This is a genomic window from Shimia sp. FJ5, from assembly GCF_032918335.1.
In the GTDB taxonomy this organism is placed as follows: domain Bacteria; phylum Pseudomonadota; class Alphaproteobacteria; order Rhodobacterales; family Rhodobacteraceae; genus Shimia; species Shimia aestuarii_A.
The window spans coordinates 37034-62344 of sequence record NZ_JAWJUV010000007.1; the positions used below are offsets into that span (position 1 = coordinate 37034).

Below are 25311 nucleotides of genomic sequence, written 5' to 3' on the forward strand. Positions count from 1 at the left end.
CATCCGTATTATTTCAAGTCAACAACAGAAACATTTGTTTCACGTGAGCAAACGGAGTTCGCGCGCCATGCTGGCAGCCGCAGATCGCCTCACCTACCCTGAAGAAAGAAACCTGTTTTTTCAACGGGTTGCCCAAATTTTCCTCGGCATTGCTTGTTACGAAAATCCTGCTCCGCCCCCCAAGCTCAACAAGGTTTTTGAGACATGAGCCACATTTTTCCCCGTCACTGCCACAAACATCCGCCCGTCGTTTCGCATGGTGAGGGTCCATTTCTCTACGACACGACCGGCAAAGCCTATTTCGACGGGTCCGGCGGCGCGGCGGTCTCTTGCCTTGGACATTCCGACGCTGAGGTGATCGCCGCCATCAAGGGACAGGTCGACCAAGTGGCATTTGCCCATACAAGTTTCTTTACCTCGGCTCCGGCAGAGGCACTTGCGGATAAGCTCATCGAGAATGCGCCGGAGGGGCTAGAACGGGTGTATCTCGTCTCTGGCGGATCGGAGGCGATGGAAAGCGCCCTTAAACTCGCCCGGCAATACATGCTCGAGAAGGGCGAACCGAACCGCCGTCATATCATCGCGCGGCGACAAAGCTATCACGGCAACACGCTCGGCGCGCTTGCGACCGGTGGCAATGCATGGCGGCGCGAACCCTTTGCGCCCCTCCTCATGGAAACACATCACATCGCCCCCTGCTTTGCCTATCGCGGACAAGAGCCGGGCGAGAGCCTCGAGGCCTATGGGCTACGGGTCGCCAACGAACTTGAAGCAAAGCTCGAGGAACTAGGCGCGGAAAATGTTCTCGCCTTCGTCGCCGAGCCGGTGGTCGGTGCGACGGCGGGCGCAGTGCCTCCTGCCCCGGGGTATTTCAAACGTATCCGTGAGATTTGCGACCGCTATGGCATCCTTCTGATCCTTGACGAGGTGATGTGCGGGATGGGGCGCACTGGGACGCTCTTTGCCTGTGAACAGGACGACGTTGCGCCCGATATCTGCGCCATCGCGAAGGGGCTTGGTGCGGGATATCAGGCGATTGGTGCGATGCTTTGCACCGGCGAAATCTATGATTGCATTCGCGACGGCAGCGGTTTTTTCCAGCACGGCCACACCTACCTAGGGCACCCCACTGCGGCGGCGGCGGGGCTGGCCGTGTTGAACCGTCTTGTTGATCAGGGCATCGCCGAGCGCGTGGCCCCGATGGGCGAAAAACTCCGCACAGCCCTTGGCGACGCTTTCGAGGATCATCCTCATTTGGGGGACATTCGCGGGCGCGGACTCTTCATCGGAATCGAGCTCGTAGAAGATCGCGACACCAAGACCCCCTTCGACCCGAGCCTGAAGATACAGGACGGCATCAAGGCCCGCTGTTTCGAGGCGGGGCTGATCTGTTACCCGATGGGGGGAACGATTGATGGAAAGCGAGGCAACCACATCCTCCTCGCCCCGCCCTTCATCATGGAAGAGACGCATATCGGGCTGATGGTGGATGCCTTAAATACCGCCATCGCGCCGGACGCGCTTCGGGGGTAAGGCCGCTAGCGCCGGGCGGAAAATCGCGCTAGGACGGATGTTCAACACCTCCTGAAATCGGTCCCCATGCCCGTCAAGATCACCTCCCTCACCGACCTTGCCGCCCTGCCCTTCGATGAGATCATCGACGTCCGCTCGCCTGCCGAGTTCGCCGAGGATCACGTGCCGGGCGCGATCAGCCTGCCGGTGCTTTCCAACGAGGAACGCGCAAAAGTCGGCACGATCTATGTTCAGGAGGATCGGTTCCTTGCCCGCAAGATTGGCGCGGCGCTTGTCGCGCGCAACGCGGCGGCGCATTTACAGGGGCCGCTCGCGGATCGTTCGGGCGGCTGGCGGCCCTTGGTCTATTGCTGGCGCGGCGGTCAGCGGTCGGGGTCTTTCACCTCGATCCTACAACAGGTCGGTTGGCGCGCAGATGTGTTGGAAGGTGGCTACAAAAGCTACCGCCGCCTCGTCGTGCGCGCGCTTTATGACGATCCGCTCCCGCATGAGGTCATCCTGATTGATGGCGGCACGGGAACCGCGAAGACGCGTCTCTTGAGCCATATCGCAGAGCAAGGCGGCCAGGTTCTTGATCTTGAGGCAATGGCAGAGCATCGTGGGTCGCTTTTCGGCCCGATGGGGAAAACACAGCCGTCTCAAAAATCCTTTGAAAGCCATCTTGCCATGACGCTTGCTGGTCTCGATCCATCGAAGCCGGTCTACGTCGAGGCGGAAAGCTCAAAGATCGGGCGTCTCATCCTGCCGCCGAGCCTTTGGAAGCCGATGACCGAAGCGCGGTCGATCGCTCTTGTCGCGCCGGTTTCAGCACGGGCAGCGCATTTGCTGAATGCCTACCCGGATATGATCGAGGATCACGAAAAGCTCGACGCTGTGCTCGGGATGCTGGTGCGGTATCATGGGCATGAGCAGGTTGATGCGTGGCGTGCGCTCGCCAAGGCGGGCGCTTTCGCGTCACTGGCGCAACAGCTTATCGAGACGCATTATGACCCGAGGTATGCGCGCATCTCACGGCAAGAACCTTCTGAGACGATCGCACTTGAGAGCCTTTCGGAGGCCGAGCTTACCAAGACGGCAGCGCGCATTATCGCGTCTCACGGCAGATGATTTCGGGCGCGCCTTCGTCGATGGTCCCGATGATCGCGGCAGAATGACCTGCGGCCTGTAGAGACGCCAATGCCCTTTCGGCCACCTCGGGCGCAAGGGCCGCGAGCAGGCCGCCAGCGGTTTGAGGATCATGCAGAAAGACTGCGCGGGCGTCATGCGCGTTGATCACCGGTGCGGCGGCGAGATTGGCATCATAGATAGAGGAGCGGTGCCCCTCTTCCGCAAGGTCCAGCGCCCCTTCGTAAATCGGTAGATCATCAAGACCCACGCTGGCGCGCACCCCAGAGGCGCGGCACATCGCGAGAAGATGCCCGGCAAGGCCAAACCCGGTTACGTCTGTCATTGCGTGCGCCTCGGCCAAACACGCCGCGGCGTCGGCTTGGGGGGTAGCCAAGATGTTGAGAAGTGAGGCGATATCGCTCCCGTCCGCTTCGCCCTGCATCTCGGCCGCCATTAGCACGCCACTTCCGAGGGGGCGGGTCAGAAGAAGAACATCTCCGGGACGCGCGCCTGCATTGGTGATCGGGTCGCGGCTACAAAGACCGGTCAGGGTCAATCCGAGGGTCATCTCGGCCCCCATGGTCGAGTGACCACCGACGATCTCGGCCCCTTCACGACCAAGCACCTCCTGCGCGGCGCGCATGACCTCGGCCATGGTTCGGCTTTGTAGCGGCTCGGACATACGCGGCAAGGTGATAGAGAGGAGCGCGGCCTGCGGCTTGGCGCCCATCGCCCAGATATCGCCCAGCGCGTGTAGCGCCGCGATACGTGCAAAGAGGCCAGTATCCTCGGTAAAGGCGCGCAAGTGATCTGTTGTCAGAACTTGGCGCTTTCCTCCTATCGACAGGATCGCCGCATCATCGCCGGGGCCGGAAAGCACATCCGTGCGACTCGTTTGTGTGACCTGTTCCAAGGCAGCGCTCAGAGCGCCCGGCGCAACCTTCGCGCCACATCCCGCACAGAGGGGTTTTCCTGTTCCCTGCAATTCTTCTGCCACGCCGAGAGTCACGGGGGCGGGAAGCGCAGGTGGTTTCATCTTTGGCAGGCTGCGGAACTGCTCCATGAATTTCTGATCGATGCGATTCTTCCAACCCCAGAGGCCGGGGACAGAGATCGTACGCCCCCATTTTTCGGCAAGGGCCTTCTTGCCGCCAAGCGAGATCAGTTTGAGATAGTCCTTTTGCGGCTTGAAGGGCTTCAACGTCCCACCCGAAAGCGCCGCCACGAGGTTGTCGCGCAGAACAGGCGCAGCGCGCACTGCAAAGACCCCGGCCTTGGGGCGTGGCGCGTGCCTCATATGGGCGCAATCGCCGGTCGCAAAGAGGCCATCGCAACCTTCCACACGCAAGGACGGCTCGACCAATACAAAGCCATCCGAGGTCAGGGGCAAAGGGCTTTCGGAGAGCCAGTCGTGCGCGAAAGCCCCTGCCGCGCCAACGGTAAATCGGCTCGGGATCTCTGTACCATCGGCCAGCGTGACGGTCTCCGGCCCAATCCGGGATACTTCGGCATTGGTATGCAGCGCGATACCCGCCTTTTCGGCGGCTTTGGTCAAAAGCGCGGCGGCGGGCCGGTTCTTGCCGGCGATTTCGGTGCTGGCTTCGACGACAGAAACGCGCGCCTCACCAAGATCTCGCCGCAGCGCATGCGACATAGCAAGCGCGAGTTCCATTCCTGCGACGCCGCCTCCGATCACGGCGACCTCCGGGGCCACGTCGCCCGCCACCGCTCGGGCAAGGAAGGCCTGCCAGCGCGTCGCGTATTGATCGAGCGGCTTGGCCCCTGTGGCGTGGTTTGCAAAACCCGGCAAGCTCGCCATCTCGGCGTGGATGCCAACATCGATCGAGGCCACGTCATAGGCGATCTCGCCCCGACCCTCGACATGTACGAGTTTCTTAACAGGATCGATCGCCGTCGCCGCGCCAAGGATCAGGCGAGCCCCGGCAAAGCGGGCAAGCTGCACCAGATCGATATCGAGTTCCTGACGGCTGTAGTGTCCCGCGATATGGCCCGGCAACATGCCAGAATAGGGCGCGGTCGGGCCGGGGTTGATGATCGTCACACGGGTGCCGGGAAGCGGTTTCATACCCCACATGCGCGCAACGAGCGCGTGGGTGTGGCCTCCGCCAATCAACACGAAATCACGGGTCAGGGGCAAAGGGGCCTGCATATGCATCGTGTCTCCCGGCGTTTGAACCCCTCGTGTTTACCCGATCCCACAAACCCATGCCAGCGGCCGTAGCGTCGCGCTTAGCCCTCTTGGGGCGTCTCGGTTCCCTGTCGCGTGGTGCGCCGCGTGAGCACTTGGCGGCGCATGAAGGCGATGATGAAGAGCGCAGTTAGAATCAAGACAATAGTCGGTGCCGGTGCGCTATCGAGGAAGAAACTCAGATACGTGCCTGCGAGCATCGAGGACATACAGACCACGACTGCCACCCAGAGCATGGTCGAGAACTTGCGCACGAGCAGGAAGGCAATCGCGCCGGGCGCGATCAGGAGACCGATGGCGAGGATAAGTCCGACCGCGGAGAGTGTCGCGACAATGGTTAGGGACAGCGCAGCAAGCATGCCGTAGTGCAACCAATGGACCCAGAGACCGGAGGCCTGTGCCTGAGCCGGGTCGAAGCTATGCAGGAGCCAGTCTTTCCACTTCACCACCAGGATAAGGCCGACCGCGAGCGAGATCAGCCCGGCGGTCCAGAGATCGCCCGATCCGACACCTAGCATATTGCCAAAGAGGATATGATCGAGATGCGCATTGGTTTCGACCGAGACGAACAGAACGATGCCGATCCCGAACATGCCAGAAAAGACGACGCCCATCACGGTATCCTGTTTGATCCGGCTATTGCCCGCGAGGTAACCGGTCGCGACCGCGGTGAACATTCCGGCGGCAAAGGCGCCAACAATGAGCGGGATACCAAGTATATAGGCAAGGACGATGCCCGGCAGGACCGCGTGGCTCACTGCGTCGCCCATCAGTGCCCAGCCCTTGAGGACGAGGAAGCAGGACAGGAGCGCCGTTGGGATCGCCACGATCATCGAGATCAGGAAAGCGTTCTGCATAAAGGGAAATTTGAACGGCATGAGCGCCATGGCGAGATCGTATTCCATCACGATGCCTCCTGAGTGGTGTTCGGTCCACTGCGTAGCGCCTGTTCGGCCTTGCGTCGCGCGGCAAGGAGACCGTGCTTGGGAGCGAAGACGAAGGACGCAAGGAAGATCAGAGTTTGCAAGGTGACAATAATGCCCCCTGTCGCGCCATCGAGGAAGTAACTGATATAGGCGCCGAAGAAGCTTGTCAGGGTGCCGATCAAGACCGACAGGACGATCAGGCGCGGGAAGCGGTCACAGAAGAGATAGGCGGTCGCGCCCGGTGTGACGACCATCGCAATCACGAGAAAAGCGCCGACCGTTTGCATTGCCGCAACGACGCAGGCCGACAAGAGAATAAAAAATATGGCCTTGAGCAGCCCCGGACGTAAGCCAATCGCGCGCGCATGGCTTTCATCAAAGAACGTCACCATGAGGTCTTTCCATTTGGCCAAAAGCACAGCGAGTGAGACAAACCCGATCACCGCGAGTTGCAGGGTATCTTCTGGAGTGATGGCCAGGATATTGCCCATAGTGATCGTCTGAATTGAGATCGACATTGGGTTGATGGAGACAATGAAGAGACCAAGGCCAAAAAAGGACGTGAAGATCAGCCCGATGATCACGTCAACCTTGAGGCCCGAGCGCTCCGTGAGAAACAACATAGCCCCAGCGGCCAAACCGCCCGCGATAAACGCGCCGAGCGCGAAGGGAAGTCCGAGCATATAGGCCCCGGCCACCCCTGGCACGACGGAATGCGAGAGAGCGTCGCCGATCAAGGACCAGCCCTTGAGCATGAGATAGGCCGACAAGAAGGCACAAACCCCGCCGACAAGCGCCGAGACCCACATGGCGTTGGTCATGTAGCCGTAGGAAAACGGCTCGAGCATGAGGTCAATCATGCGCCGCCCTCCGGCTCGGTCGGGCCGTCTTCCTGAGTCCGGGTCTTGTCGCCATATTGGACGAAGGGGCGTTCGTCATCGGTCAGGATCGTGACCGAGCGCGCGTCTTCGTCCTCGTGCAAGTCCGTGCCGCCAAGGGTGAAGTGACGCAGGACGCCGCCGAAGGCTTCCTCAAGATTTTCGCGTGTGAAGGTGGTTTCCGTCGGGCCATAGCGCAACACTGTGCCTTTGACGAAGACCGTCCGATCACAGAACTCAGGCACGGAGCCGAGGTTGTGGGTCGAAACCAGCATGACACGACCTTCGTCGCGCAGCTCGCGCAGAAGCGCAACGATCTGATCTTCTGTCTTCACATCCACGCCTGTAAACGGCTCATCAAGCAGAATTACTTGCCCGTCCTGCGCGAGCGCACGGGCAAGGAAGACGCGCTTGCGTTGGCCACCGGACAACTCGCCGATCTGGCGGTGGCGGAAATCCTGCATATTGACCCGCCCCAAGGCCTGATCGACCATTGCGTGGTCTTTCGCGCTCGGACGGCGCAGAAAACCCATATGCCCATAGCGCCCCATCATTACCACATCTTCCACCAACACTGGAAAGGCCCAGTCGACCTCTTCGGCTTGCGGCACATAGGCAACAAGGTTCTTGCGCAGCGCGTCACGGACGCTCATGCCGAGGATGCGGATATCGCCTTTTGCGGCAGGCACAAAACCCATGATTGCCTTGAAGAGCGTAGATTTCCCGGACCCGTTCACCCCGACAAGCGCCGTGACCGTGCCACGCGGGATTTCAAAGCTTGCGTTCCACATGGCGGTGTGGCCGTTGCGATAGGTCACCGTCACGTCACGAGCGGATATCCCTGCCGCGTGGGTGCTGTCCTCCATCGGCTCAACGGAAGCGGTCTTGGCGTCTAGCATTTGGTCGTCCTGTCTTCGTATGTGCGCGGCGCCGTTTCATTATGGTACCGGTGCCGCGCAGGAGATTTAGTTCATGGCCGCCGCAAGCCCATCCGAGACTGTGCGCGAAGTGACGGTCAGAAGGTCCAGATAGGTTGGCACAGGGCCGTCGGCCTCGCTCAGGCTATCGACATAGAGCTCACCCCCATAGGCGACACCCGTCTCGCGCGCGACCTGCTTGGCCGGGGCCGTGTTGACCGTGCTTTCGCAAAAGACCACCGGGATCTCGTTGCTGCGCACCCCGTCGATCACCGCGCGCACCTGTTGCGGCGTACCAACCTGATCGGCGTTCATCGGCCAGAGATAGAGCTCTTTCATACCGAAGTCTCGCGCCAGATAGCTGAACGCGCCTTCACAGGTGACAAGCCAGCGTTGCTGGTCGGGGATGGCGCTGACAGCTTCGCGAAGCGGTTCGATCGTGGCGCGGATCTTGTCTTTGTAGGCTTTGGCATTGGCTTGGTAGAGCTCCGCGTTCTGCGGATCCTGCTCTGCGAATGCAGACGCGATGTTGTCGACATAGATCAGCGCATTGTCGAGCCCCATCCAAGCGTGTGGGTTGGGTTTGCCCTCGTAAGAGCCTTCGGCGATCGGAATTGGGTCGACCCCGTCGCTCAGCGTCGCAGAGGGAATATCACCAAGGTTTGCAAGGAACTGTTCGAACCAGAGCTCGAGGTTCATCCCGTTCCACAGGATCAGGTCTGCATCATAGGCGCGCACGATGTCGCGCGGTGTCGGCTCATAGCCGTGGATTTCGGCGCCTGGCTTGGTGATCGAGACCACCTCTGCCGCATCGCCCGCCACGTTGGCGGCCATATCAGCGAGTACCGTGAAGGTCGTAACAACCTTCATCTTGTCTTCCGCAACTGCAATGCCAGCCGTGGCTGTCAGAGCAGCAGCGAGCGTGGCTGCCTTTAAGAGAGATTGAGACATGCGCGTTTCCTTTCAGTCGAAATATAGACGATCTTTGCGCACTGTAAATGCAAATCACTCGCAACTGTCAAGCTAAATGCGAACGATTCTCAAAAACATCCACCCACCCTCATGATTGCTGTTTACTTGAGCACGAGCGACAACGCGGATTCTTCGAGCTCTTCGAGGCTCATCGCTCCATTCGGATCATACCAGTAGGCGGTCCAGACAACCGCGCCATGCAGCAACTGACGCAGCACGGTCGGCTCGACATCGACAAGGCCCTCGACCTTGGCCTCAATAAAAACTGCGTGCCAGCGCGCGAAGTAGCGATCCCGGCGCTTCAGAAGATCCGCCTGCCCCTCAGGCGAAAGCGCGTTCCATTCATGCACGAGCACCGCCGTCGCATCGGCGCGCGGGCCATGGGTAAAGTGCAACTGATTATGAACGAGTGCGCGGATACGCGCCTCGGAGGTCTCAGCACGCCCCAGGCCTTCTTCCAACGCACGATCCATCTCGAGGATGACCTCTTCCATGACAGCAAAGAGGATCTCGTCTTTGCTCCGGAAGTGGTGAAATAGGCTCCCCGACAGAATCCCCACCTCTTCAGCCAGTTCTCGCACCGTGCAGCGGGCAAACCCATGTTGTCGGAAGAGCCGCGCAGCCGCGTCGAGAATGCGGCGCTTCGCAGCGCTTGGCGCGGCGTGCGACGTCTTTGCATTCGCCTTTGACTGCTCCGCTTTCATAGACGCATCTCCATCCTGTGCCTGTCCCTCATAGAGAGAGTTGTTTCGCAATGATCTCGTTCATGATCTCGCGCGTGCCACCACCGATCGATAGAATGCGCGCATCGCGATAGAGCCGCTCGACCAGTGTCTCGCGCATATACCCCATGCCGCCAAGGATCTGCACAGCGTCATATGTCACCTTGTCGCACATATCTGTGGCGACGTTCTTGGCCATGGAAATTTCCTTGAAGATCACCTCTCCGGCCTCCATCCGAGCGGCGCAGCGGTAGGTAAACTCGCGACTCGCTTCGAGCAACGTCGCCATATCGACAAGCTTGTGGCGGATGGTTTGATGCGCTGTCAGGGCTGCGCCAAAGGCCTTTCGTTCTTGTGCATACGCGCGCGCCGCCTCAAAGGCGAGTTCCCCGGTCATGTTCGCCATGACAGCGAGTGTCAGGCGCTCTGATTGGAAGTTGGATGTGATGATGCGGAAGCCTTGGTTCTCTTCCCCAATGAGGTTTTCGACCGGCACGACGCAGTTCTCAAAGCTCAACTCCGCAGTGTCGGACGCCCACCACCCCATCTTGCGAAGCGGTGCGCTTGCTGAAAACCCCGGTGTCTCGCGCGGCACAAGCAGGAGGCTCACACCGCCATAGCCTTCCGCACCCGTGCGCACCGCGACCGTGTAGAAATCCGCACGACAGCCGCTCGTGATAAAGGTCTTGGCACCATTGACGACGAAAACCTCTCGCCCATTGACCATCTCGCGGTGGGCTTTGGTCTGGAGGTTGGCGACATCCGAGCCGCCGCCAGGCTCGGTGATTGCAAGGGCCGCGATCTTCTCGCCCGAGAGTACCTGTGGCACGACCTTGCGCCGCAAATCCTCTGACCCAAAGCGCACCATCGGCGGCAAGCCGATATCGAGTGACCCAAGGCTCGCGGCAAGACCACCTGACCCCGCACGCATCAACTCTTCGATCCAAGCAACCTTCTGAAACACGTCGCCACCTGAGCCACCAATGTCTTCTGGATAACCAATGCCAAGAAGACCGAGCGCACCGGCCTTTTCATATAGGTCGCGCGGAAAGTGCCCGGCCTCTTCCCAATCATCTACGTAGGGTTTCACCTCGCGTTCGACAAAGCGCCGCGCGGTATCGCGCACCATCTCGTGGGTCTCGTTGAAATAGCTCAGGGACATGGGCCATCATTCCTTTTCTCACAAACCCGCACCCAGCTGTGACCCAACGTCATAGAAAGATTCCCAACCAAGCGCTTGCTTGGTATACTGTTTGAACTTTACCCTGATGGCAAGATCAACCGGGAATCGCCGTTGCGTCCTGCTGGTTCCGTGGGAGGGAAAGCAATGTCAGACAAAGTCGTTATCACCTGCGCCGTCACGGGCGTCCTCACCAACCCAAAGCAACACCCGGTCCCCGTCACTCCGGAGGAAATGGCGCAGGCGTCGCGCGAGGCCTATGATGCCGGGGCCTCCGTCATTCACATGCATTTCCGCCAGCAGGAACCGGGCAAGGGGCATCTCATGTCATGGGATCCGTCTGTCGCCACCGAGATCGCAGACGCGGTGCGCGCCGCCTGCCCCGGCGTGATCCTGAATTTCACCACCGGCACCATGGATAGCGACCAAAGCGGCCCGATCGCCTGCCTCAGGGCCGCGAAACCCGAAATCGCCGCCTGCAACGCCGGGAGCCTCAACTACCTCAAAGCCAAATCCGACGGAAGCTGGGCCTGGCCGCCAATGCTCTTCCAGAACCCGGTAGAGAAGATTGAGGAGCTGCTCGCTGTAATGCGCGAAACAGGCACGCGGCCCGAGTTCGAGTGCTTCGACCTTGGGATCGTGCGCTCGGTCGAGATGTTCCGGCAAGTTGGCCTTGTCGATCAGGCCGATATCAACCTCGTGATGGGCGTCGCCTCGGGCATGCCCTGCGATGCGGAGCTCCTACCGCTCCTGCGCAAATACATGGCCAAGGACGCACGATGGCAGGCGACATTGATCGGGCGTCAGGAAATCTGGCCTGTGCACCGCCGGGTCGCCGAGTTGGGCGGCCACTTGCGCACAGGGGTTGAGGATACCTTCTACCTCCCCGACGGGAGCCGCACCTCAGGCAATGGACCCTTGATCGAGGCGCTTGCCAAGATTGCCGAAGAGTCCGGTCGTAGCATCGCCTCACCGGACGAGGCCCGCGCCCTGTTCCTCTGAACCGTTTTCAGGAGAGACCCACATGCCGAAACTCGAGAGCCTCCTTGACCCGCATTCGCCCGAGTTCCACGCCAACGCCGAGGCGATGCAGGCTCATGTCGATCACTTCCGCGCCATAGAAGCAAAGGTCGAAGAGGCCGCCGAGGCTGCACGCCCGAGATACGAGAAACGCGGCAACCTCATGCCGCGAGACCGGCTCAATCTTCTCTTGGATTCCGGGTCTCCCTTTCTCGAGCTAAGCGCACTCGCAGGCTACAAAATGTTCGACGATAGGGACGGCACCGGCGCGGGTGCAGGTTGTATCGCGGGGATCGGGTATATATCGGGGACGCGGGCCGTTGTCATCGTCGATAACTTTGCGATCAAAGGCGGCACGATCTCTCCCGTGGGCCTGCGCAAGAAACTCCGGCTTCAGGAGATCGCGCTCGAGAACAAGCTCCCCGTGGTGACACTTGCGCAATCGGGCGGTGCGAACCTTGCTCATGCGGCGGAAATGTTCGTCGAGGGCGGACGCGCCTTTGCAAATCAAGCGCGCATGTCGGCGGCGGGTCTGCCGCAAATCACGGTCGTGCATGGCTCGGCGACGGCGGGTGGCGCATACCAACCGGGCCTCTCGGATTACATCATCATGGTGAAGCAGCAGGCGACGACCTACCTCGCCGGCCCGCCTCTCCTCAAGGCCGCGACGGGCGAGGTTGCGACAGATGAAGAGCTTGGTGGTGCAGAGATGCATACGCAGATCTCGGGCGTCGGAGACTACCTTGCCGAGGACGATGCCGACGGCATCCGCATTGCACGCGACATTCTCGCCAATCTCGGCTGGCAATCGTCGCACAACACCAACACTGGTTTCAGTGAACCGAAATTCTCCGCCGAAGAGCTTGTTGGCGTGGTGCCCGCCGATCCGAAACAACCTTATGATTGTCGCGAGATCATTGCGCGGATCGCGGACGGCTCGGACTTCCTCGATTTCAAACCCGAATATGACGCCCAGACAATCTGTGGCCATATTCGTATCGAGGGGCAGCCCTGTGGGGTGATTGCCAACAACGGCCCGATCACCGCACCGGGCGCGGCGAAGGGTGGGCAGTTCATCCAGCTTTGTGAACAGGCGGGTATCCCGATCCTGTTCTTGCATAATATCACCGGCTTTCTCGTCGGCACCGACCCCGAGAGGAACGGCATCATCAAACATGGCTCGAAGATGATCCAAGCGGTGGCCAACGCGAAAGTGCCGAAGATCTCAATCAATGTTGGCGGCTCTTATGGCGCCGGGAACTATGCTATGTGCGGTCGCGGCTTTGATCCACGCTTCCTGTTCTCATGGCCCAATAGCCGCACCGCGGTCATGGGCGGGGCACAGGCTGGAATGGTCCTGCGTATCGTGGCCGAGGCAAAGATGGCCAAGGCAGGAGCAGTGGACGAGGCGAAGCTCACGGCGATGGAAGCCCAGACCCGCGACATGATGGAGGCCCAGACCTCCGCGCTCGCCTCTACCGCACGAATGGAAGACGACGGCCTGATTGATCCGCGCGATACGCGGCGCATCTTGGCCTACGTTCTCGACATCTGCCGCTGCGCCGATCGGCGGGATCTCAACGCCAATAGTTTTGGCATCGCACGGTTCTGAGGGAGGACACCATGCTCGAGTCACAGGAACAGAAAGACCTGCGCGAAACGGTCCGCCGTTTTGTCGAAACTGAAATCAACCCGCATTGCGAGGCTTGGGAAGAAGAAGGCGCGATGCCGCTACACGACATCTTTGCCAAGCTTGGCGCGCTCGGCCTTCTGGGTATTTCGCGTCCCGAGGCCAATGGCGGGCTGGCGCTCGACTATAGCTTTGAGACCATCTTTGCCGAGGAGATTGGCGGCGCGCGCGCTGGTGCCATCGGCATGGCGGTGGGGGCACATACCAACATGGCCACCCCGGCACTTGCCCTGCACGGTAGCGACGCATTGCGCGATGAATTCCTGACGCCTGCTATCAGCGGCGAGAAGATCGCTTCGATCGCCGTTTCGGAGCCACATGCCGGTTCCGATGTCGCCGCCATCAAGACCCGTGCCGAGAGCGATGGGGACGACTACATCATCAACGGCCAAAAGATGTGGATCACCAATTCGACACAGGCGGATTTCTTCTGTGTGCTCGCCAATACCGGCGATGCGGATCGGCACAGGAACAAATCTCTCATTATTGTGCCTGCCGACACGCCAGGTGTGAGCACCGGCGCAAAGCTCAAGAAACTTGGTATGCGTGGATCAGACACAGCCCCGGTGTTCTTTGACAACGTGCGCGTTCCGAAACGGTTTCGAATCGGTGAGGAAGGCATGGGCTTTACCTACCAGATGCAACAGTTCCAGGAGGAGCGCCTCTTCGGCGCCGCGATGACGATCAAGGGGTTAGAGCTCTGTGTGAGTTCGACCATCGAGTACACGCGAGACCGCAAAGCCTTTGGACGTTCGATCCTCGACAATCAGATGGTGCATTTCCAGCTCGCAGAGATGCAGACCGAGGTCGAGGCTCTACGTGCGCTCACGTACCGTGCGACCGAGGCGTATGTTGCCGGGCAGGATGTCACGCTTCTGGCGTCGATGGCAAAGCTCAAGGCTGGGCGCCTGACGCGCACGATCCCCGATCAATGCCTGCAGTTCTGGGGCGGGATGGGATATGTTGAGGACAGTCTCGTGAACCAGCTCTACCGCGACCTGCGCATCGTGCCGATTGGCGGCGGTGCGGATGAGATCATGCAAGGCATCATCTGCAAACTGATGGGGATCGCGCCGGGGCGCGGCTAGGATCTAGGGAGCGCAAAATGACGAGGTTCGATAAGATCCTGATCGCCAATCGCGGCGAGATCGCTATGCGGGTGATCCGCACTGCTCATGATTTAGGGTTTCGCACGGTTGCAGTCTACTCAGAGGCCGACAAGGACGCACCACATGTGCAGGCTGCCGACGAAGCGGTGCTGATTGGTGCTGCCGCGGTCGGAGAGAGCTATCTGAACGCCGAGGCCATCCTCGACGCGGCGCGCAGCACTGGTGCCGAGGCTGTGCATCCCGGCTACGGGTTCCTGTCTGAGAACGCGGATTTCGCGCGTGCCTGCGGCGAGGCCGGGCTGGTCTTTATTGGCCCCTCCCCGGAAGCCATCGCGCTCATGGGGTCGAAACGCCTCTCCAAGCTTGCAATGCTCGAGGCGGGCGTGCCCTGCGTGCCGGGCTACCAAGGTGCGGATCAATCGGATGACACGCTTCTCGAAGAAGCCGCGCGCATCGGATTTCCCTTGATGATCAAGGCCTCCGCCGGAGGAGGCGGACGCGGCATGCGGATCGTAACGGAACCGTCTCAGGTCGCCGAGAACCTTGTGGCCGCCCGCTCAGAGGCGCTTTCTGCCTTCGGTTCGGACGAGTTGATCCTCGAACGCGCCGTGCTTAGCCCCCGCCATATCGAGATTCAGGTCTTTGCCGATGCCCAAGGCAATGTCGTGCATCTTGGCGAACGCGATTGCTCTATTCAACGCCGTCACCAGAAGGTCGTCGAAGAAGCGCCCTCTCCGTTCGTCACCCCGCAGTTGCGCGCGAAAATGGGGGCGGCGGCGGTTGATGCGGCGCGTGCCTGTGACTATCGCGGCGCAGGCACGGTGGAATTCCTCGTCGATGCCGAGGGCGCGTTCTACTTCCTCGAGATGAATACACGCCTCCAGGTCGAACATCCGGTCACCGAAGCGATCACCGGTCTCGACCTTGTCGAGTGGCAACTTCGTGTGGCGCAGGGAGAGACCCTGCCCCTTGCACAAGACGAGATCACCTTCTCTGGTTGGGCCATGGAAGTACGCTTGTACGCGGAAGATCCACAGAACGGGTTCTTGCCGCAGACCGGGCCTATTTTGCATTGGCAGCCTGCCGAAGGACCGGGGCTGCGGATGGATAGCGGTATCGCGACCGGTCAAGCGGTCTCATCGCACTATGACCCGATGCTTGCCAAGCTCGTGGCATCGGGCGCGACCCGCGAGGACACCCGGCGCAAGCTTGCGCGCGCGGTCGAGGAGACATCTTTGCTTGGCGTGCGGAACAACCTCGCGTTCCTAGCGAAAGTCTTGCGTCACCCGACATTCGCCGAGGGAGAAGCGACTACCGACTTCCTAGGGTCCGTCTTTACGGAGGACACCACATTGCGCGCTGCTGCGCCGGATATGGAAAGCTGTGCTTTGGCCACAGCTCTCACCCATACTTCCACAAGGGCCGCTCATCAGGACTTGCAAGATTGGCGAAACACGCCAGCCACACCTTGGCGCTACCGTTTCCGGAGCGAGACTGGAGAGGTCGCGCTAAACCTCTCAGTTGTGCGCGTGAGGGACACGCTCTCATACGAAGTGCGAGGCGATGCGGGAAAAGTCAGCCTCGACCTTATCGAGGTGGGAGACCACCAATGTATCTATATGTTGGACGGTGTGCGCCGTAAGCGCTCATTCGCCCTAGATGGCGATATTCTACACCTTGAGACTCCTTCTGGGGCGGTCCAGTTCGAGAACATCACCCATGCCCCGAAGGCCAGCGCGCGAGCCACGGGAAGCGGGCGCCTCTTGGCCCCCATGGATGGCGCAATCGTTGCATTGCGCGCCAAACCCGGCGAGCGGGTTGCAAGGGGTCAAACCCTCGCGGTTCTTGAAGCGATGAAGATGGAACATCCCATCAAAGCAGATATCGACGGCACTCTTTCAGAGCTACCAATCCGCGAAGGAGATCAAGTCCGGATGCGCCAGCTTCTTGCGACTGTTTCACCCGACGCCACAGATTCATCGGAGTCACACGTATGACCGTTACCCTATGGCATTGTCTCGATGCCCGTTCTTTTCGACCGCTCTGGGCCTTGGAGGAAATGGAACTGGACTATGACCTTGTGGTCCTTCCTTTCCCACCGCGCGCCTTTCACAAACCCTATTTTGATGTGAATCCACTGGGCACCGTGCCATTCCTCAAGGACGGAGAAACCGGTATGACCGAGAGCGCCGCGATGTGCCAATACCTCGCAGATCTCTATGCGCCAAATCTTTCCGTTGCCTCAAATCATCCCGACTATGGCGCCTATCTCAACTGGCTACATCAAAGCGACGCAACGCTTACATTTCCGCAAGCGCTCATGCTGCGCTACGGCGTCTTTGAGCCGGACGAGCGCAAACAGCCACAGGTCGCCGGGGACTATCGGGCATGGTATCTCGCGCGGCTAAGGTGGCTCGATCAGCATATTGACGGTCGGGAATGGCTTGTCGCGGATCGCTTCACAGTCGCAGATATCGCAGTGGGCTATGCGCTTTACCTTGGAGAGTTCACCGGGGCGGCCTCAGACTATGCGCCGCAAACACGCGCCTATCTTGACCGCTTGAAGGATCGCGACGGGTTCAAGCGCGCGCAATCCCGGCAAGCGGAGGCGAATACCAGCGGTGCTGGCTCAGCACTGCCGAGCCCCGGATGAGCAGATCACCGTAGGACACACTTTTAGGCTGCTTTAGGCTGCGAACGGCACGCGCCCAGTACCGCCAAATCTGTAGCCTTCAAAGAAAAACCGGCAGCGTGTGATAGCGCGCTGCCGGTTCAAGATCGATGTAATCGGACGAAAAACCTTAGGCCGTCTGCGGCGGGCCTGTCATGGTCAGAAGCTCTTCATACTGTTCCTCGGTCAGAGGCTCGGTAATACGTACTTCCTTCTTGAGATCGCCCAGTTCGCGCGGGATCTTGAACGCGCTTTTCTCGAGAGAGATAGAGTTCTCAATAGCTTCTTTAACTTTGGTATACATTGCTTTCCTCCTGATTATCTCTTGATCGGACAAAAGGGACAGCGAACCGCGCGCCATCAAAACACGGAACAGCCCAGTGCCCCTTAGGCCGTCTGCGACGTACCGGTCATGGTCAGCAGTTCTTTGAACTGCTCTTTCGAAAGCGGCTCAGCAATACGCCGTCCCTTCTTGAGGTCTTCAATCTCGCTCGGCCATCTTGGTCTGCTTTGGATGAGGTCTTTGGCGCTCTCAGCCGCAGCGGTCATTTTGCTATACATTTTCGCTCTCCAATGAATTATCGTTGGCACTAGTCCATCTACCCTGCCCCAACTTCCTTCATTCTCAAAGCGTTTTTGATAGTCCTGTGACCAAACTCACCTACCTTAATGCCAATCCGAAAGAAAACCCGGCTGACTATGACCGCGATTTGGGCAGGCTTGCCCTATTGGCTGCTACGACGCCCTCTTTTGGCGCCTACCGGCTGGATCAGGCCATATCGATCCTGCACGCGGCTCTAATGACGGGGCAGTATCGTATCTATCTCGATCAGAACGAGCGCCCGTCTGCAGCGTTGATCTGGGCGTTCTTGAATGACGAGATGACAGAAGAATACCTCAGTCGAGGGCGCCTGCCCAATGTTGCAGCTTGGACTTCGGGGAAAGACTTGTGGCTGCTGAGCATGATCGCGAATGGCGGCCACTACCGGCAGGTTGTTGATGATATCAAGGGCGACCTGTTTAAGGATCATGACCCGATTCATGTGCTGCGCCCCTCCCGCCACGGAGACCGTCGGGTTGTTGCCTTTGGCCATGATGGGAAGGTGCGCGTTCTACGACGATTGCCGTCAATCCGCGAAGACGATTAAGCCGCTTAGAACTCAACTTCTATGGCGCTTCCTGCTTCCGACGCGCGCAACACGACGCTGTTTGCGACGGCTAAATCCTGTAGTCCAACACCGGTGCCATCGAAGAGCGTGATCTCCTCCGCAGACTGGCGTCCTTTTGCGGTGCCATTGATGACCGCGCCCAATTCGGTGATCGCCATCTCTTGAAGCAGGCCGTCGCGAATGGCGTGCTGGCATTCGCCTATACTCACCGCTTGCGCGTGCTCATCTGTGAAGACGCGTGCCGCCGCAACCAATCCGGCGTCAACCTCCTGCTTGCCTTTCGTATCCGTTCCCATACACGCCACATGCGTTCCTGGTCGCACCTGTGCGTCAGAGAGGATCGGGGCATAGGACGATGTGATCGTGATAATCACATCCGACTGCGCGCCCAGAGCGTCAAGATCAACGGCCTCGAAGGGGAGACCCATCTCTTCTGCCGCCTCAGCCAAGCGTACCAGGCGTTCAGGACTGCGGTTCCAGCCCACGACCTTCTCGAAAGGGCGTTGCTCCGCAGCGGCACGGAGTTGGAACGCGGATTGGTGTCCAGCCCCGACGATGCCGAGAACCCGAGCATCCTCGCGCGCGAGATGCGCGATCGATACAGCGGAGGCGGCTGCAGTCCGCACTGCGGTGAGGTAGTTCCCGCCGACGACCGCTTTGACGCGCCCGGTGTCGGCATCGAACAGGAAGACGGTCGATTGGTGGTTGGTCAGGCCCCTAGCCTCATTGCCCGGCCAATAGCCACCGGACTTCAATCCAAGCGCCAGTGACGATTTATCAAAGCCAGACTTGAAGCCATAGAGAGCCTCCGCATGACCGATTGCTTCTCGGATCACGGGGAAGTTCCCAGCCTCCCGCGCAGCCATTGAGGCAAAGACCTGCTCGACGGCGCGAAAGGCATCTTCACGACCGACGAAACGCGCGACATCCTTTTCAGGGACGATGATCATCAGATTCTTCCTTTTGAGATTTCACAAGCCCGATTTGACAACGTGCCTTGCAGATCAATACGCCTTGCCGCGTGCGGAGACCGGCCAAAGGGTTTCGACCTTACCGTTGCGCACACCGACATACCAATCGTGAACATTGGCGGTCGGATCGCAATGTCCCGGCACAAGACGCAGCTTGTCATTGACCTTGAGAACGCCCTGCGGATCAGAGATCACACCATGCTCATCAGAGCATTTCGCATACGTCACGTCCTCACGTCCAAAGATGACAGGAAGTCCGCTATCGACAGATTGCGCCTTGAGACCCGCATCGCAGATCGCGATATCGGCTTTGGCGTGGCTCATGACCGAGGTCAGAATGAAGAAGGCATTTTCCCATTCACCTTGATCGATGCGGTTGCCTTCTGCATCAAGGATCCGCCCGTAGTCTGCATCCATGAACGCGTAAGAACCGCATTGAAGCTCGTTATAGACACCGGAGTTCGCCTCGAAATAATACGACCCTGTGCCGCCGCCAGAAACGAGCTCACAGGTGATCCCCGCGTCTCTTAGCCCCTGAACCGCATCCTTCACCATGGCGATCGCAACGTCGAGCTTGGCCTGTCGATCCGCATAGCTGTCGAGATGTTGCATTGCACCCTGATAGGCCTGAATTCCGGTGAAATCGAGGCCAGGAGCAGCTTCGATCGCCTTGGCAATCGCGACGACATCTTCGGTCGTCGTCACACCACAACGCCCCGCCCCACAGTCGATCTCGACAAGGCATTCGATTGTCGTCTGATGGGTCTGCGCTGCTTCGGAGAGGTCACCGACGTTGGCCAGATCATCGACGCATACAATGGTGCGCGCACCAAACGTCGGGAGGTGGGCAAGACGGTCAATCTTTGCCCGATCACGCACTTGGTTTGAGACGAGGATGTCCTTAATGCCACCGCGGGCGAAGACCTCTGCCTCGCTGACCTTCTGGCAACATACACCAACCGCGCCACCGAGCCGCTCTTGAAGCTTGGCCACGTCCACAGATTTGTGCATCTTGCCGTGCACGCGATGGCGCATCCCGTGCGCCTTGGCATAGTCGCCCATTTTCTTGATGTTGCGCTCCAACGCATCGAGATCAAGGACAAGGCACGGCGTTTGAATGTCCCCCTCCGCCATACCCGGAAGAGCAGGCACATCATAGCCAACCTCGAGGTCAGTATAGATATCTGCGGTCATGTGAAGTCTCCTTGCTGAGGCATCCAAGGCAAGCGATCAAGATCGACATTGCCACCGGTAAGAATGACACCGACACGTTTGCCGGCAAAGGTATCTGGGGTCTTCAGAATTGTCGCCAGCGGTACTGCCGAAGATGGTTCGACGACGATCTTCAGATACTTCCAGATCAGTTTCATGGCGTCGACGATCTCCTGTTCAGAGGCTGTCGGAATCGCCGAGACATGGTTCTTGACGAAATGCCATGTCAGGTCTTTCAGTGGCACCTTGAGACCATCAGCCACGGTCTCTGGTGCATCGTCAGCGATGATATGCCCCGCAGCGAAGCTACGTGCGGCATCGTCTGCCTGTGTAGGTTCGGCGGCATAAATCGCAACGTTTGGCGCAAGCGACGAAAGCGTCAGGCAGGTGCCGGAAATCATCCCACCACCTCCAATCGGCGCGACGACCGCATCAAGACCTTCTGTTTGCTCGAGTAGTTCCATCGAGCATGTCGCCTGTCCTGCAATAACGCGTGGATCGTTATAAGGATGGACAAAGTTCGCGCCGGTGTCGGCCTGCACCTCGGCAAACACGGCCTCACGCGAAGACGTCGACGGTTCGCACTCGGTGATGAGGCCACCGTATCCTCTAACCGCGTCTTTCTTCGCCTGCGGCGCAGTGCGCGGCATCACGACATGACAGGGAATGCCGCGTTGTCCTGCCGCATAGGAGAGGGACAAAGCGTGGTTGCCAGAGCTATGTGTCGCAACCCCTTTCGTAGCATCGCAATCCTTAAGGCCAAACACCGCATTGGACGCGCCGCGTACCTTGAATGCGCCCGCCTTCTGAAAGTTCTCGCATTTGAAGAACAGCTTTGCTCCGGCTGCGTCGTTTAATCTTTGCGACGTCAGAACGGGCGTGTGATGGATATAGGGCGCGATCCGCTCACGCGCGTCGAGCGCATCCTGAAAAGACGGTATCGTCATGCTTACGCTCCTTTGGACTTGCGGAAGTAGGACTGCGCAGCTGCCACGCCAGCCCCCGGCACAATTGGGACGTCGAAATCAGCCAAGGCCATTTCAGCGGTGGCAATCCCCGCAAGAGCCTGTACCTCAGTCAGTTTTCCAAGATGACCGATGCGAAACACTCGTCCCGCCACTTCGCCAAGCCCGGCACCAAAGGAAACGCCATAGGATTCATCTGCATGGGCCACGAGCGCGTTGCCGTCGATCCCTTGGGGCAAGGCAATCGCCGTCACTGTATCCGAGTAGAGGGCTGGGTCCGCCGCGAAGATCGGCAGTTCCCACGACTGAACGGCGCGCCGCACCCCCTCGGCGAGACGCTTGTGTCGGGCGAAAACCTGCTCGAGCCCTTCGCTTAGCAACATCTCCGAAGACGCCTTCAGCCCGTTCAAAAGCCCAACAGCAGGGGTGTAGGGGTAACCCGCAGAAGGGTTCATCGTGAGCATATCTCTGAAATCGAAAAAGAACCGGGGCAGACGCGCGTGTTCCATTGCAGCGATCGCTTTCTGGCTCACACCGACAATCGCTAACCCGGCGGGCAGCATGAATCCTTTCTGGCTTCCGGTCACCGCCACATCGACGCCCCACTCATCCATTCGAAAATCCATGGAGGCGATGGAACTCACCCCATCCACGAGGAGCAGCGCAGGGTGTTTGGCCTCATTCAAAGCGGCCCGTAGCGAAGCGATGTCAGAGCGTACCCCGGTTGCGGTCTCATTGTGGGTTGCAAGTACGGCCTTGATCTCATGCGCGTGGTCCGCACGCAGGACATCGGCAAACGCTTCGACAGGAAGCCCCTGCCCCCAATTTGCATCGGCGCGGCGCACCTCGAGCCCGTGGCGCAAGCACATGTCGATCCATTTTCGGGAAAACATGCCAAAATCGGAAGTAAGAACAACATCGCCTGGCGACAGCGTGTTGCAGATCGCCGCCTCCCAACCGCCAGTCCCCGACGCCGGGAAGATCACGGCTTCGCCAGTCTCCGTCTTGAGCACCCGTTTAATGTTCTCCAAGACAGGAAAGAAGATATCGCGGAACAGGGTCGAGCGATGGTCCAAAGTCGGAATATCGCAAGCGCGACGGATGGCCTCGGGGATATTGGTCGGTCCGGGGATGAATATGGGGTTCTGATCTGACATGGGACAGCGGCCTTTTTGATGTTCATGCATCAGTAGCAAGCCCAGCCATCAGTCTTCAATTTTTTCGAAAAATTTTTTCGTTTTGGTAGTTTCTAGGATTATTCATTTATTATCATTGCCTTGCATTTTTTCTGCTGGTGAAATAATTTTTCAGAAGCTTTGAGGATAGCGATCCAATGACTGATGAAACAAAGAAGCGGAACCGTGGGCGCCCCCGTGCCTTCTATGAAAAGAGCGACGCGAACACGATACAATCGTTAGATCGCGCGCTGCATATTCTTGCCGCTTTGGCAGAAGAGGATGGCGCATCATTGACGGAACTGTCCGAGCGCACTGGGCAATCTCCAACGACCGCTTACCGAGTCCTGTCAACCTTCTTGCAACATGATATCGTGAGCTTTGATCAGAACTTGCAAATCTGGAACATCGGACCCGGCGCATTTCGTATTGGATCGACCTTCCTAAACCGTACCAATCTCTTCACCGCAACGCGTCCCATCATGCAACGGCTCATGAGGGAAACGGGGGAAACGGCCAACCTTGGCATCGAGCGAGACGGGCGCGTGATGTTCCTGAGCCAAGTCGAGACCCCGGAAACGATCCGCGCCTTCTTCGCGCCCGGAACTCTTAGCCTCATGCATGCATCCGGTATTGGAAAAGTGCTGTTGTCACGACTCTCGGCTGACCGGCTCGACGCAATCCTTTCGCTCCACGGGATGCCTGCCCTAACAAGCAAGACGATCGTTGAACGCGCCGCTCTCGACAAGGAGCTTTCGACGATTCAGGCGAAGGGATTTGCCGTTGATGACGAGGAAGCGAATGAGGGGATGCGTTGTATCGCAGCGCCAATCACCAATGCCTATGGTGAAGCGGTTGCAGGGCTCTCGGTTTCAGGGCCGGGATTTCGCCTGACCCGAGATCGCATTGATCAGGTCGGTGATATCGTCGCCACGCTGGCCCGAGAAGCCTCAAGCGCCTTGGGAGCATAGCATCCTGATCTACCTGAAAGGGTGTCGCGCGCCTGTTGCCCATCGGGCCACCAAACTCTAGAAACCGAAAATCATGCCCTTGCCGAAATTCACAATGCCATTCCTCAACCGGCATCGAAGCGTAGATGCCGCAACGCTCGGGCTCGCCGCCCTCATTGCCTGGCTGACTCTGACGCCTGTTTCAGGCCCGCCGCCGGCNCAACGCTCGGGCTCGCCGCCCTCATTGCCTGGCTGACTCTGACGCCTGTTTCAGGCCCGCCGCCGGCACTCTCACATATCGACAAGGTCTATCACCTGATTGCTTTTGGAACCTTGATCCTGCCCTGCGCGCTTTTCTCGAGGGAGCGGCTTACTTGGTTCATGGTTTGCGCTTTGATTTTCGCCGGAGCGATAGAATTGATCCAGCCCTATGTCGGACGATCTGGCGAGTGGCTTGATTTTGTCGCGGATGGCGTCGGGATTGGTCTTGGCGCCTGGGTCGGGAAAGCGATCCACCGGATCACTCGATAGCACGGCAGGGTATCTCAGCCGAAACTATCGACGGCCTCGTCCTTCCAGCCATCGAAGACGTACCGGAGGGTCGCGCTTCTGGAAACCTCACGGAAATGGCGAATAACCGCGCTTTTAATCGCGAAGTATCCGCACACACATAGCAATAAACAAAGAAGCGCCAACCTGTTGTCCTGCGCCGTCAAGACACCAAGACCGGCAGGGATCGCGACGAAAGGCAAGAGAATGAAGGTCGTGAGAGGGTTCGCGATCCGCTTGCTGACACCCAGTTGAGGACTCGCTTCGAGTCCGCGCATCACCACGTGATGGAAATGCAGTCTGTCAGCCTTGCTAATCGGTACACGCTTCAAGACACGTCGCTGGACTGCAGCCGTCGTATCAATGAAAGGCCAAAAGATCGTCAATAGAACGGCCCAACTCGAGACGTCCGGGTTCCGAGACAGCAACAAGACCCCGGTCCAAGCGACACTAAAGCCTAGTAGGTAGGCACCCGAGTCTCCGAGGAACACACGCCCATAGGGGAAATTCAGGAAGAACACGCCCAGCGCCGCGGACGCAATGGCCCCTGACATTGCTGCGACCTGAAAGTCCCCGACGCTGTATGCAATGGCCGCCAAAGCAAGAGCCGCAATCGACGCGACGCTGATCGCGAGACCATTCATCCCATCAACCAAGTTGAAAGAATGACAGACTGCGACAGTGGCAAGAACAGTAAAGAGAGCACCAACAGCGAAAACCTGAAGCAATTGATCGAGACCAGGCGCGAGACCTGAGTTCAGGGTCTGGCCGGTAAAGACAACCATCGTCAGACTACTCAGGATTGCCACATACAGTCTCGTCCGGGGGCTGGAATAGGATCCGATATCCTCTAGGAGACCCGCGCAAAATATAGGGATCGCCGCCACCAAGACCAGGCTAAGCAAGTTTCCATAGACCTCATAGAGCAAACAAGAGGCGACAAAGAGACCCGCCGCAACGGCAAGACCTCCGACACGTGGTGTCGGCTGCTGATGGACACTCTGGATTTCGAGATCGGCGTGCCCTTTGGCCGTGCGATGAATATGCGCGCTTCGTGTGAGGACGATCACCCCAGAGACGACCAGAGCCGCGAGAAACACGGGCAGGAATAGGGTTAAATGGGTCTCGCCAAACTCTGACATCACTATACTCTGAACCGCCTTAAGAACCTGATCACTGACAATCACCCAGTGAACGAGAGCAGCTTAACTCCTCTCAATGTCGTCTATGTGTCACCTTCGACACCCTTGGCCAAGATCACAACCCCGCCTTGGATCATGAGCGTATTCCGGCCACGAGTCGGATCCGACTCAAATACATCTCAAGCGCGCACATTCTCAAAATACAACCAAAGATTGCAAAACGCAACCAAACGACTATACAATA

25 protein-coding genes are annotated in these 25311 nt (G+C 58.9%); 11 read left to right on the forward strand and 14 right to left on the reverse strand.

The genetic code is table 11. The features are described from left to right. Positions 1–67: 67 nt before the first annotated feature. From R1W01_RS17010 to mnmH, 3 genes are all read left to right on the forward strand, one after another. Positions 68–208 (forward strand): hypothetical protein, encoded by a 141-nt coding sequence (locus tag R1W01_RS17010; RefSeq protein WP_297756683.1) that lies wholly within the window; start codon positions 68–70, stop codon positions 206–208. Further along, a complete protein-coding gene (locus R1W01_RS17015; RefSeq protein WP_297756682.1) occupies positions 205–1533 on the forward strand; it encodes an aspartate aminotransferase family protein in 1329 nt (442 codons plus the stop codon). Before R1W01_RS17010 ends, R1W01_RS17015 begins: the two co-directional genes overlap by 4 nt. A 66-nt stretch (positions 1534–1599) precedes the next feature. Beyond that, on the forward strand, positions 1600–2640 hold the full coding sequence (gene mnmH / locus R1W01_RS17020) for a tRNA 2-selenouridine(34) synthase MnmH (RefSeq protein WP_297756681.1): 1041 nt from the start codon (positions 1600–1602) through the stop codon (positions 2638–2640). Here mnmH and selD read toward each other — a convergent pair. From selD to R1W01_RS17055, 7 genes are all read right to left on the reverse strand, one after another. Next, a complete protein-coding gene (gene selD / locus R1W01_RS17025; RefSeq protein ID WP_317275376.1) occupies positions 2618–4816 on the reverse strand; it encodes a selenide, water dikinase SelD in 2199 nt (732 codons plus the stop codon). The genes mnmH and selD overlap by 23 nt on opposite strands. Positions 4817–4890: 74 nt before the next feature. Further along, positions 4891–5754 (reverse strand): metal ABC transporter permease, encoded by an 864-nt coding sequence (locus R1W01_RS17030; RefSeq protein WP_297756680.1) that lies wholly within the window; start codon positions 5752–5754, stop codon positions 4891–4893. After that, positions 5754–6635 carry a metal ABC transporter permease gene (locus R1W01_RS17035; protein WP_243614373.1) on the reverse strand — a complete coding sequence of 294 codons (882 nt, stop codon included), beginning with the start codon at positions 6633–6635 and terminating at the stop codon, positions 5754–5756. The genes R1W01_RS17030 and R1W01_RS17035 overlap by 1 nt, the downstream gene beginning before the upstream one ends. Continuing rightward, on the reverse strand, positions 6632–7552 hold the full coding sequence (locus R1W01_RS17040) for a manganese/iron ABC transporter ATP-binding protein (RefSeq protein WP_411028171.1): 921 nt from the start codon (positions 7550–7552) through the stop codon (positions 6632–6634). The genes R1W01_RS17035 and R1W01_RS17040 overlap by 4 nt, the downstream gene beginning before the upstream one ends. Positions 7553–7618: 66 nt before the next feature. Beyond that, complete coding sequence (locus tag R1W01_RS17045) at positions 7619–8521, reverse strand: metal ABC transporter substrate-binding protein (protein WP_411028172.1); 903 nt, start codon at positions 8519–8521, stop codon at positions 7619–7621. A gap of 122 nt (positions 8522–8643) precedes the next feature. Beyond that, complete coding sequence (locus tag R1W01_RS17050; RefSeq protein WP_243614372.1) at positions 8644–9246, reverse strand: TetR/AcrR family transcriptional regulator; 603 nt, start codon at positions 9244–9246, stop codon at positions 8644–8646. 28 nt (positions 9247–9274) lie between these two features. Next, a complete protein-coding gene (locus tag R1W01_RS17055) occupies positions 9275–10426 on the reverse strand; it encodes an acyl-CoA dehydrogenase family protein (RefSeq protein WP_297756679.1) in 1152 nt (383 codons plus the stop codon). Between the two features lie 165 nt (positions 10427–10591). Here R1W01_RS17055 and R1W01_RS17060 point away from each other — a divergent pair, with 165 nt between their 5' ends. Genes R1W01_RS17060 through R1W01_RS17080 form a run of 5 tightly spaced genes read left to right on the forward strand, consistent with a single transcriptional unit; the run spans position 10592 to position 16916 of the window. Next, positions 10592–11446 carry a 3-keto-5-aminohexanoate cleavage protein gene (locus R1W01_RS17060; RefSeq protein WP_297756678.1) on the forward strand — a complete coding sequence of 285 codons (855 nt, stop codon included), beginning with the start codon at positions 10592–10594 and terminating at the stop codon, positions 11444–11446. A 22-nt stretch (positions 11447–11468) separates the two neighbouring features. Next, positions 11469–13076, forward strand: a complete 1608-nt coding sequence (locus R1W01_RS17065) for an acyl-CoA carboxylase subunit beta (protein WP_297756677.1) — start codon at positions 11469–11471, stop codon at positions 13074–13076. An 11-nt stretch (positions 13077–13087) separates the two neighbouring features. After that, entirely contained in the window at positions 13088–14242 is a 1155-nt protein-coding gene (locus tag R1W01_RS17070) for an acyl-CoA dehydrogenase family protein (RefSeq protein WP_297756676.1), read from the forward strand. Between the two features lie 17 nt (positions 14243–14259). Next, entirely contained in the window at positions 14260–16260 is a 2001-nt protein-coding gene (locus tag R1W01_RS17075) for an acetyl/propionyl/methylcrotonyl-CoA carboxylase subunit alpha (protein WP_297756675.1), read from the forward strand. Beyond that, positions 16257–16916, forward strand: coding sequence for a glutathione S-transferase family protein (locus R1W01_RS17080; RefSeq protein ID WP_297756674.1), 660 nt, complete (start codon positions 16257–16259; stop codon positions 16914–16916). Before R1W01_RS17075 ends, R1W01_RS17080 begins: the two co-directional genes overlap by 4 nt. Positions 16917–17064: 148 nt before the next feature. On the opposite strand, the gene R1W01_RS17085 is transcribed toward R1W01_RS17080, so the two are convergent. Both R1W01_RS17085 and R1W01_RS17090 read right to left on the reverse strand, forming a co-directional pair. Further along, positions 17065–17238, reverse strand: coding sequence for a hypothetical protein (locus R1W01_RS17085; RefSeq protein WP_243614365.1), 174 nt, complete (start codon positions 17236–17238; stop codon positions 17065–17067). 83 nt (positions 17239–17321) lie between these two features. Continuing rightward, positions 17322–17495 (reverse strand): hypothetical protein, encoded by a 174-nt coding sequence (locus R1W01_RS17090; RefSeq protein WP_243614364.1) that lies wholly within the window; start codon positions 17493–17495, stop codon positions 17322–17324. Between the two features lie 86 nt (positions 17496–17581). Here R1W01_RS17090 and R1W01_RS17095 point away from each other — a divergent pair, with 86 nt between their 5' ends. Continuing rightward, complete coding sequence (locus R1W01_RS17095; RefSeq protein WP_243614363.1) at positions 17582–18082, forward strand: toxin-activating lysine-acyltransferase; 501 nt, start codon at positions 17582–17584, stop codon at positions 18080–18082. Between the two features lie 5 nt (positions 18083–18087). Here the strand turns inward: R1W01_RS17095 and bhcD are convergent, their stop codons facing one another. The 4 genes from bhcD to bhcA are packed head-to-tail and all read right to left on the reverse strand — an operon-like array spanning position 18088 to position 22408. After that, entirely contained in the window at positions 18088–19053 is a 966-nt protein-coding gene (bhcD, locus tag R1W01_RS17100) for an iminosuccinate reductase BhcD (RefSeq protein WP_297756672.1), read from the reverse strand. A gap of 54 nt (positions 19054–19107) precedes the next feature. Then, positions 19108–20268, reverse strand: coding sequence for a 3-hydroxy-D-aspartate aldolase BhcC (gene bhcC, locus R1W01_RS17105; RefSeq protein WP_297756671.1), 1161 nt, complete (start codon positions 20266–20268; stop codon positions 19108–19110). Then, positions 20265–21233 carry a beta-hydroxyaspartate dehydratase BhcB gene (gene bhcB / locus R1W01_RS17110; RefSeq protein WP_297756670.1) on the reverse strand — a complete coding sequence of 323 codons (969 nt, stop codon included), beginning with the start codon at positions 21231–21233 and terminating at the stop codon, positions 20265–20267. The genes bhcC and bhcB overlap by 4 nt, the downstream gene beginning before the upstream one ends. Positions 21234–21235: 2 nt before the next feature. After that, the gene (bhcA, locus tag R1W01_RS17115; protein ID WP_297756669.1) at positions 21236–22408 is read right to left on the reverse strand and encodes an L-aspartate--glyoxylate aminotransferase BhcA; all 1173 of its coding nucleotides are present in this window, start codon (positions 22406–22408) and stop codon (positions 21236–21238) included. 176 nt (positions 22409–22584) lie between these two features. Here bhcA and bhcR point away from each other — a divergent pair, with 176 nt between their 5' ends. Both bhcR and R1W01_RS18415 read left to right on the forward strand, forming a co-directional pair. Then, the gene (gene bhcR, locus R1W01_RS17120) at positions 22585–23397 is read left to right on the forward strand and encodes an HTH-type transcriptional regulator BhcR (RefSeq protein WP_317275377.1); all 813 of its coding nucleotides are present in this window, start codon (positions 22585–22587) and stop codon (positions 23395–23397) included. A gap of 21 nt (positions 23398–23418) precedes the next feature. Beyond that, a complete protein-coding gene (locus R1W01_RS18415; protein ID WP_411028173.1) occupies positions 23419–23907 on the forward strand; it encodes a VanZ family protein in 489 nt (162 codons plus the stop codon). Positions 23908–23921: 14 nt separating this feature from the next. Here R1W01_RS18415 and R1W01_RS17130 read toward each other — a convergent pair whose 3' ends face one another. Continuing rightward, entirely contained in the window at positions 23922–25067 is a 1146-nt protein-coding gene (locus R1W01_RS17130; RefSeq protein WP_317275379.1) for a glycosyltransferase, read from the reverse strand. Positions 25068–25311 lie beyond the last annotated feature (244 nt).

What these genes read in the sequence shown, in the direction of transcription:
- R1W01_RS17010 (WP_297756683.1), top strand. Translation starts at nt 68, where the DNA reads ATGCTGGCAGCCGCAGATCGCCTCACCTACCCTGAAGAAAGAAACCTG.
- R1W01_RS17015 (WP_297756682.1), top strand. Translation starts at nt 205, where the DNA reads ATGAGCCACATTTTTCCCCGTCACTGCCACAAACATCCGCCCGTCGTT.
- mnmH (WP_297756681.1), top strand. Translation starts at nt 1,600, where the DNA reads ATGCCCGTCAAGATCACCTCCCTCACCGACCTTGCCGCCCTGCCCTTC.
- selD (WP_317275376.1), bottom strand. Translation starts at nt 4,816, where the DNA reads ATGCATATGCAGGCCCCTTTGCCCCTGACCCGTGATTTCGTGTTGATT.
- R1W01_RS17030 (WP_297756680.1), bottom strand. Translation starts at nt 5,754, where the DNA reads ATGGAATACGATCTCGCCATGGCGCTCATGCCGTTCAAATTTCCCTTT.
- R1W01_RS17035 (WP_243614373.1), bottom strand. Translation starts at nt 6,635, where the DNA reads ATGATTGACCTCATGCTCGAGCCGTTTTCCTACGGCTACATGACCAAC.
- R1W01_RS17040 (WP_411028171.1), bottom strand. Translation starts at nt 7,552, where the DNA reads ATGCTAGACGCCAAGACCGCTTCCGTTGAGCCGATGGAGGACAGCACC.
- R1W01_RS17045 (WP_411028172.1), bottom strand. Translation starts at nt 8,521, where the DNA reads ATGTCTCAATCTCTCTTAAAGGCAGCCACGCTCGCTGCTGCTCTGACA.
- R1W01_RS17050 (WP_243614372.1), bottom strand. Translation starts at nt 9,246, where the DNA reads ATGAAAGCGGAGCAGTCAAAGGCGAATGCAAAGACGTCGCACGCCGCG.
- R1W01_RS17055 (WP_297756679.1), bottom strand. Translation starts at nt 10,426, where the DNA reads ATGTCCCTGAGCTATTTCAACGAGACCCACGAGATGGTGCGCGATACC.
- R1W01_RS17060 (WP_297756678.1), top strand. Translation starts at nt 10,592, where the DNA reads ATGTCAGACAAAGTCGTTATCACCTGCGCCGTCACGGGCGTCCTCACC.
- R1W01_RS17065 (WP_297756677.1), top strand. Translation starts at nt 11,469, where the DNA reads ATGCCGAAACTCGAGAGCCTCCTTGACCCGCATTCGCCCGAGTTCCAC.
- R1W01_RS17070 (WP_297756676.1), top strand. Translation starts at nt 13,088, where the DNA reads ATGCTCGAGTCACAGGAACAGAAAGACCTGCGCGAAACGGTCCGCCGT.
- R1W01_RS17075 (WP_297756675.1), top strand. Translation starts at nt 14,260, where the DNA reads ATGACGAGGTTCGATAAGATCCTGATCGCCAATCGCGGCGAGATCGCT.
- R1W01_RS17080 (WP_297756674.1), top strand. Translation starts at nt 16,257, where the DNA reads ATGACCGTTACCCTATGGCATTGTCTCGATGCCCGTTCTTTTCGACCG.
- R1W01_RS17085 (WP_243614365.1), bottom strand. Translation starts at nt 17,238, where the DNA reads ATGTATACCAAAGTTAAAGAAGCTATTGAGAACTCTATCTCTCTCGAG.
- R1W01_RS17090 (WP_243614364.1), bottom strand. Translation starts at nt 17,495, where the DNA reads ATGTATAGCAAAATGACCGCTGCGGCTGAGAGCGCCAAAGACCTCATC.
- bhcD (WP_297756672.1), bottom strand. Translation starts at nt 19,053, where the DNA reads ATGATCATCGTCCCTGAAAAGGATGTCGCGCGTTTCGTCGGTCGTGAA.
- bhcC (WP_297756671.1), bottom strand. Translation starts at nt 20,268, where the DNA reads ATGACCGCAGATATCTATACTGACCTCGAGGTTGGCTATGATGTGCCT.
- bhcB (WP_297756670.1), bottom strand. Translation starts at nt 21,233, where the DNA reads ATGACGATACCGTCTTTTCAGGATGCGCTCGACGCGCGTGAGCGGATC.
- bhcA (WP_297756669.1), bottom strand. Translation starts at nt 22,408, where the DNA reads ATGTCAGATCAGAACCCCATATTCATCCCCGGACCGACCAATATCCCC.
- bhcR (WP_317275377.1), top strand. Translation starts at nt 22,585, where the DNA reads ATGACTGATGAAACAAAGAAGCGGAACCGTGGGCGCCCCCGTGCCTTC.
- R1W01_RS17130 (WP_317275379.1), bottom strand. Translation starts at nt 25,067, where the DNA reads ATGTCAGAGTTTGGCGAGACCCATTTAACCCTATTCCTGCCCGTGTTT.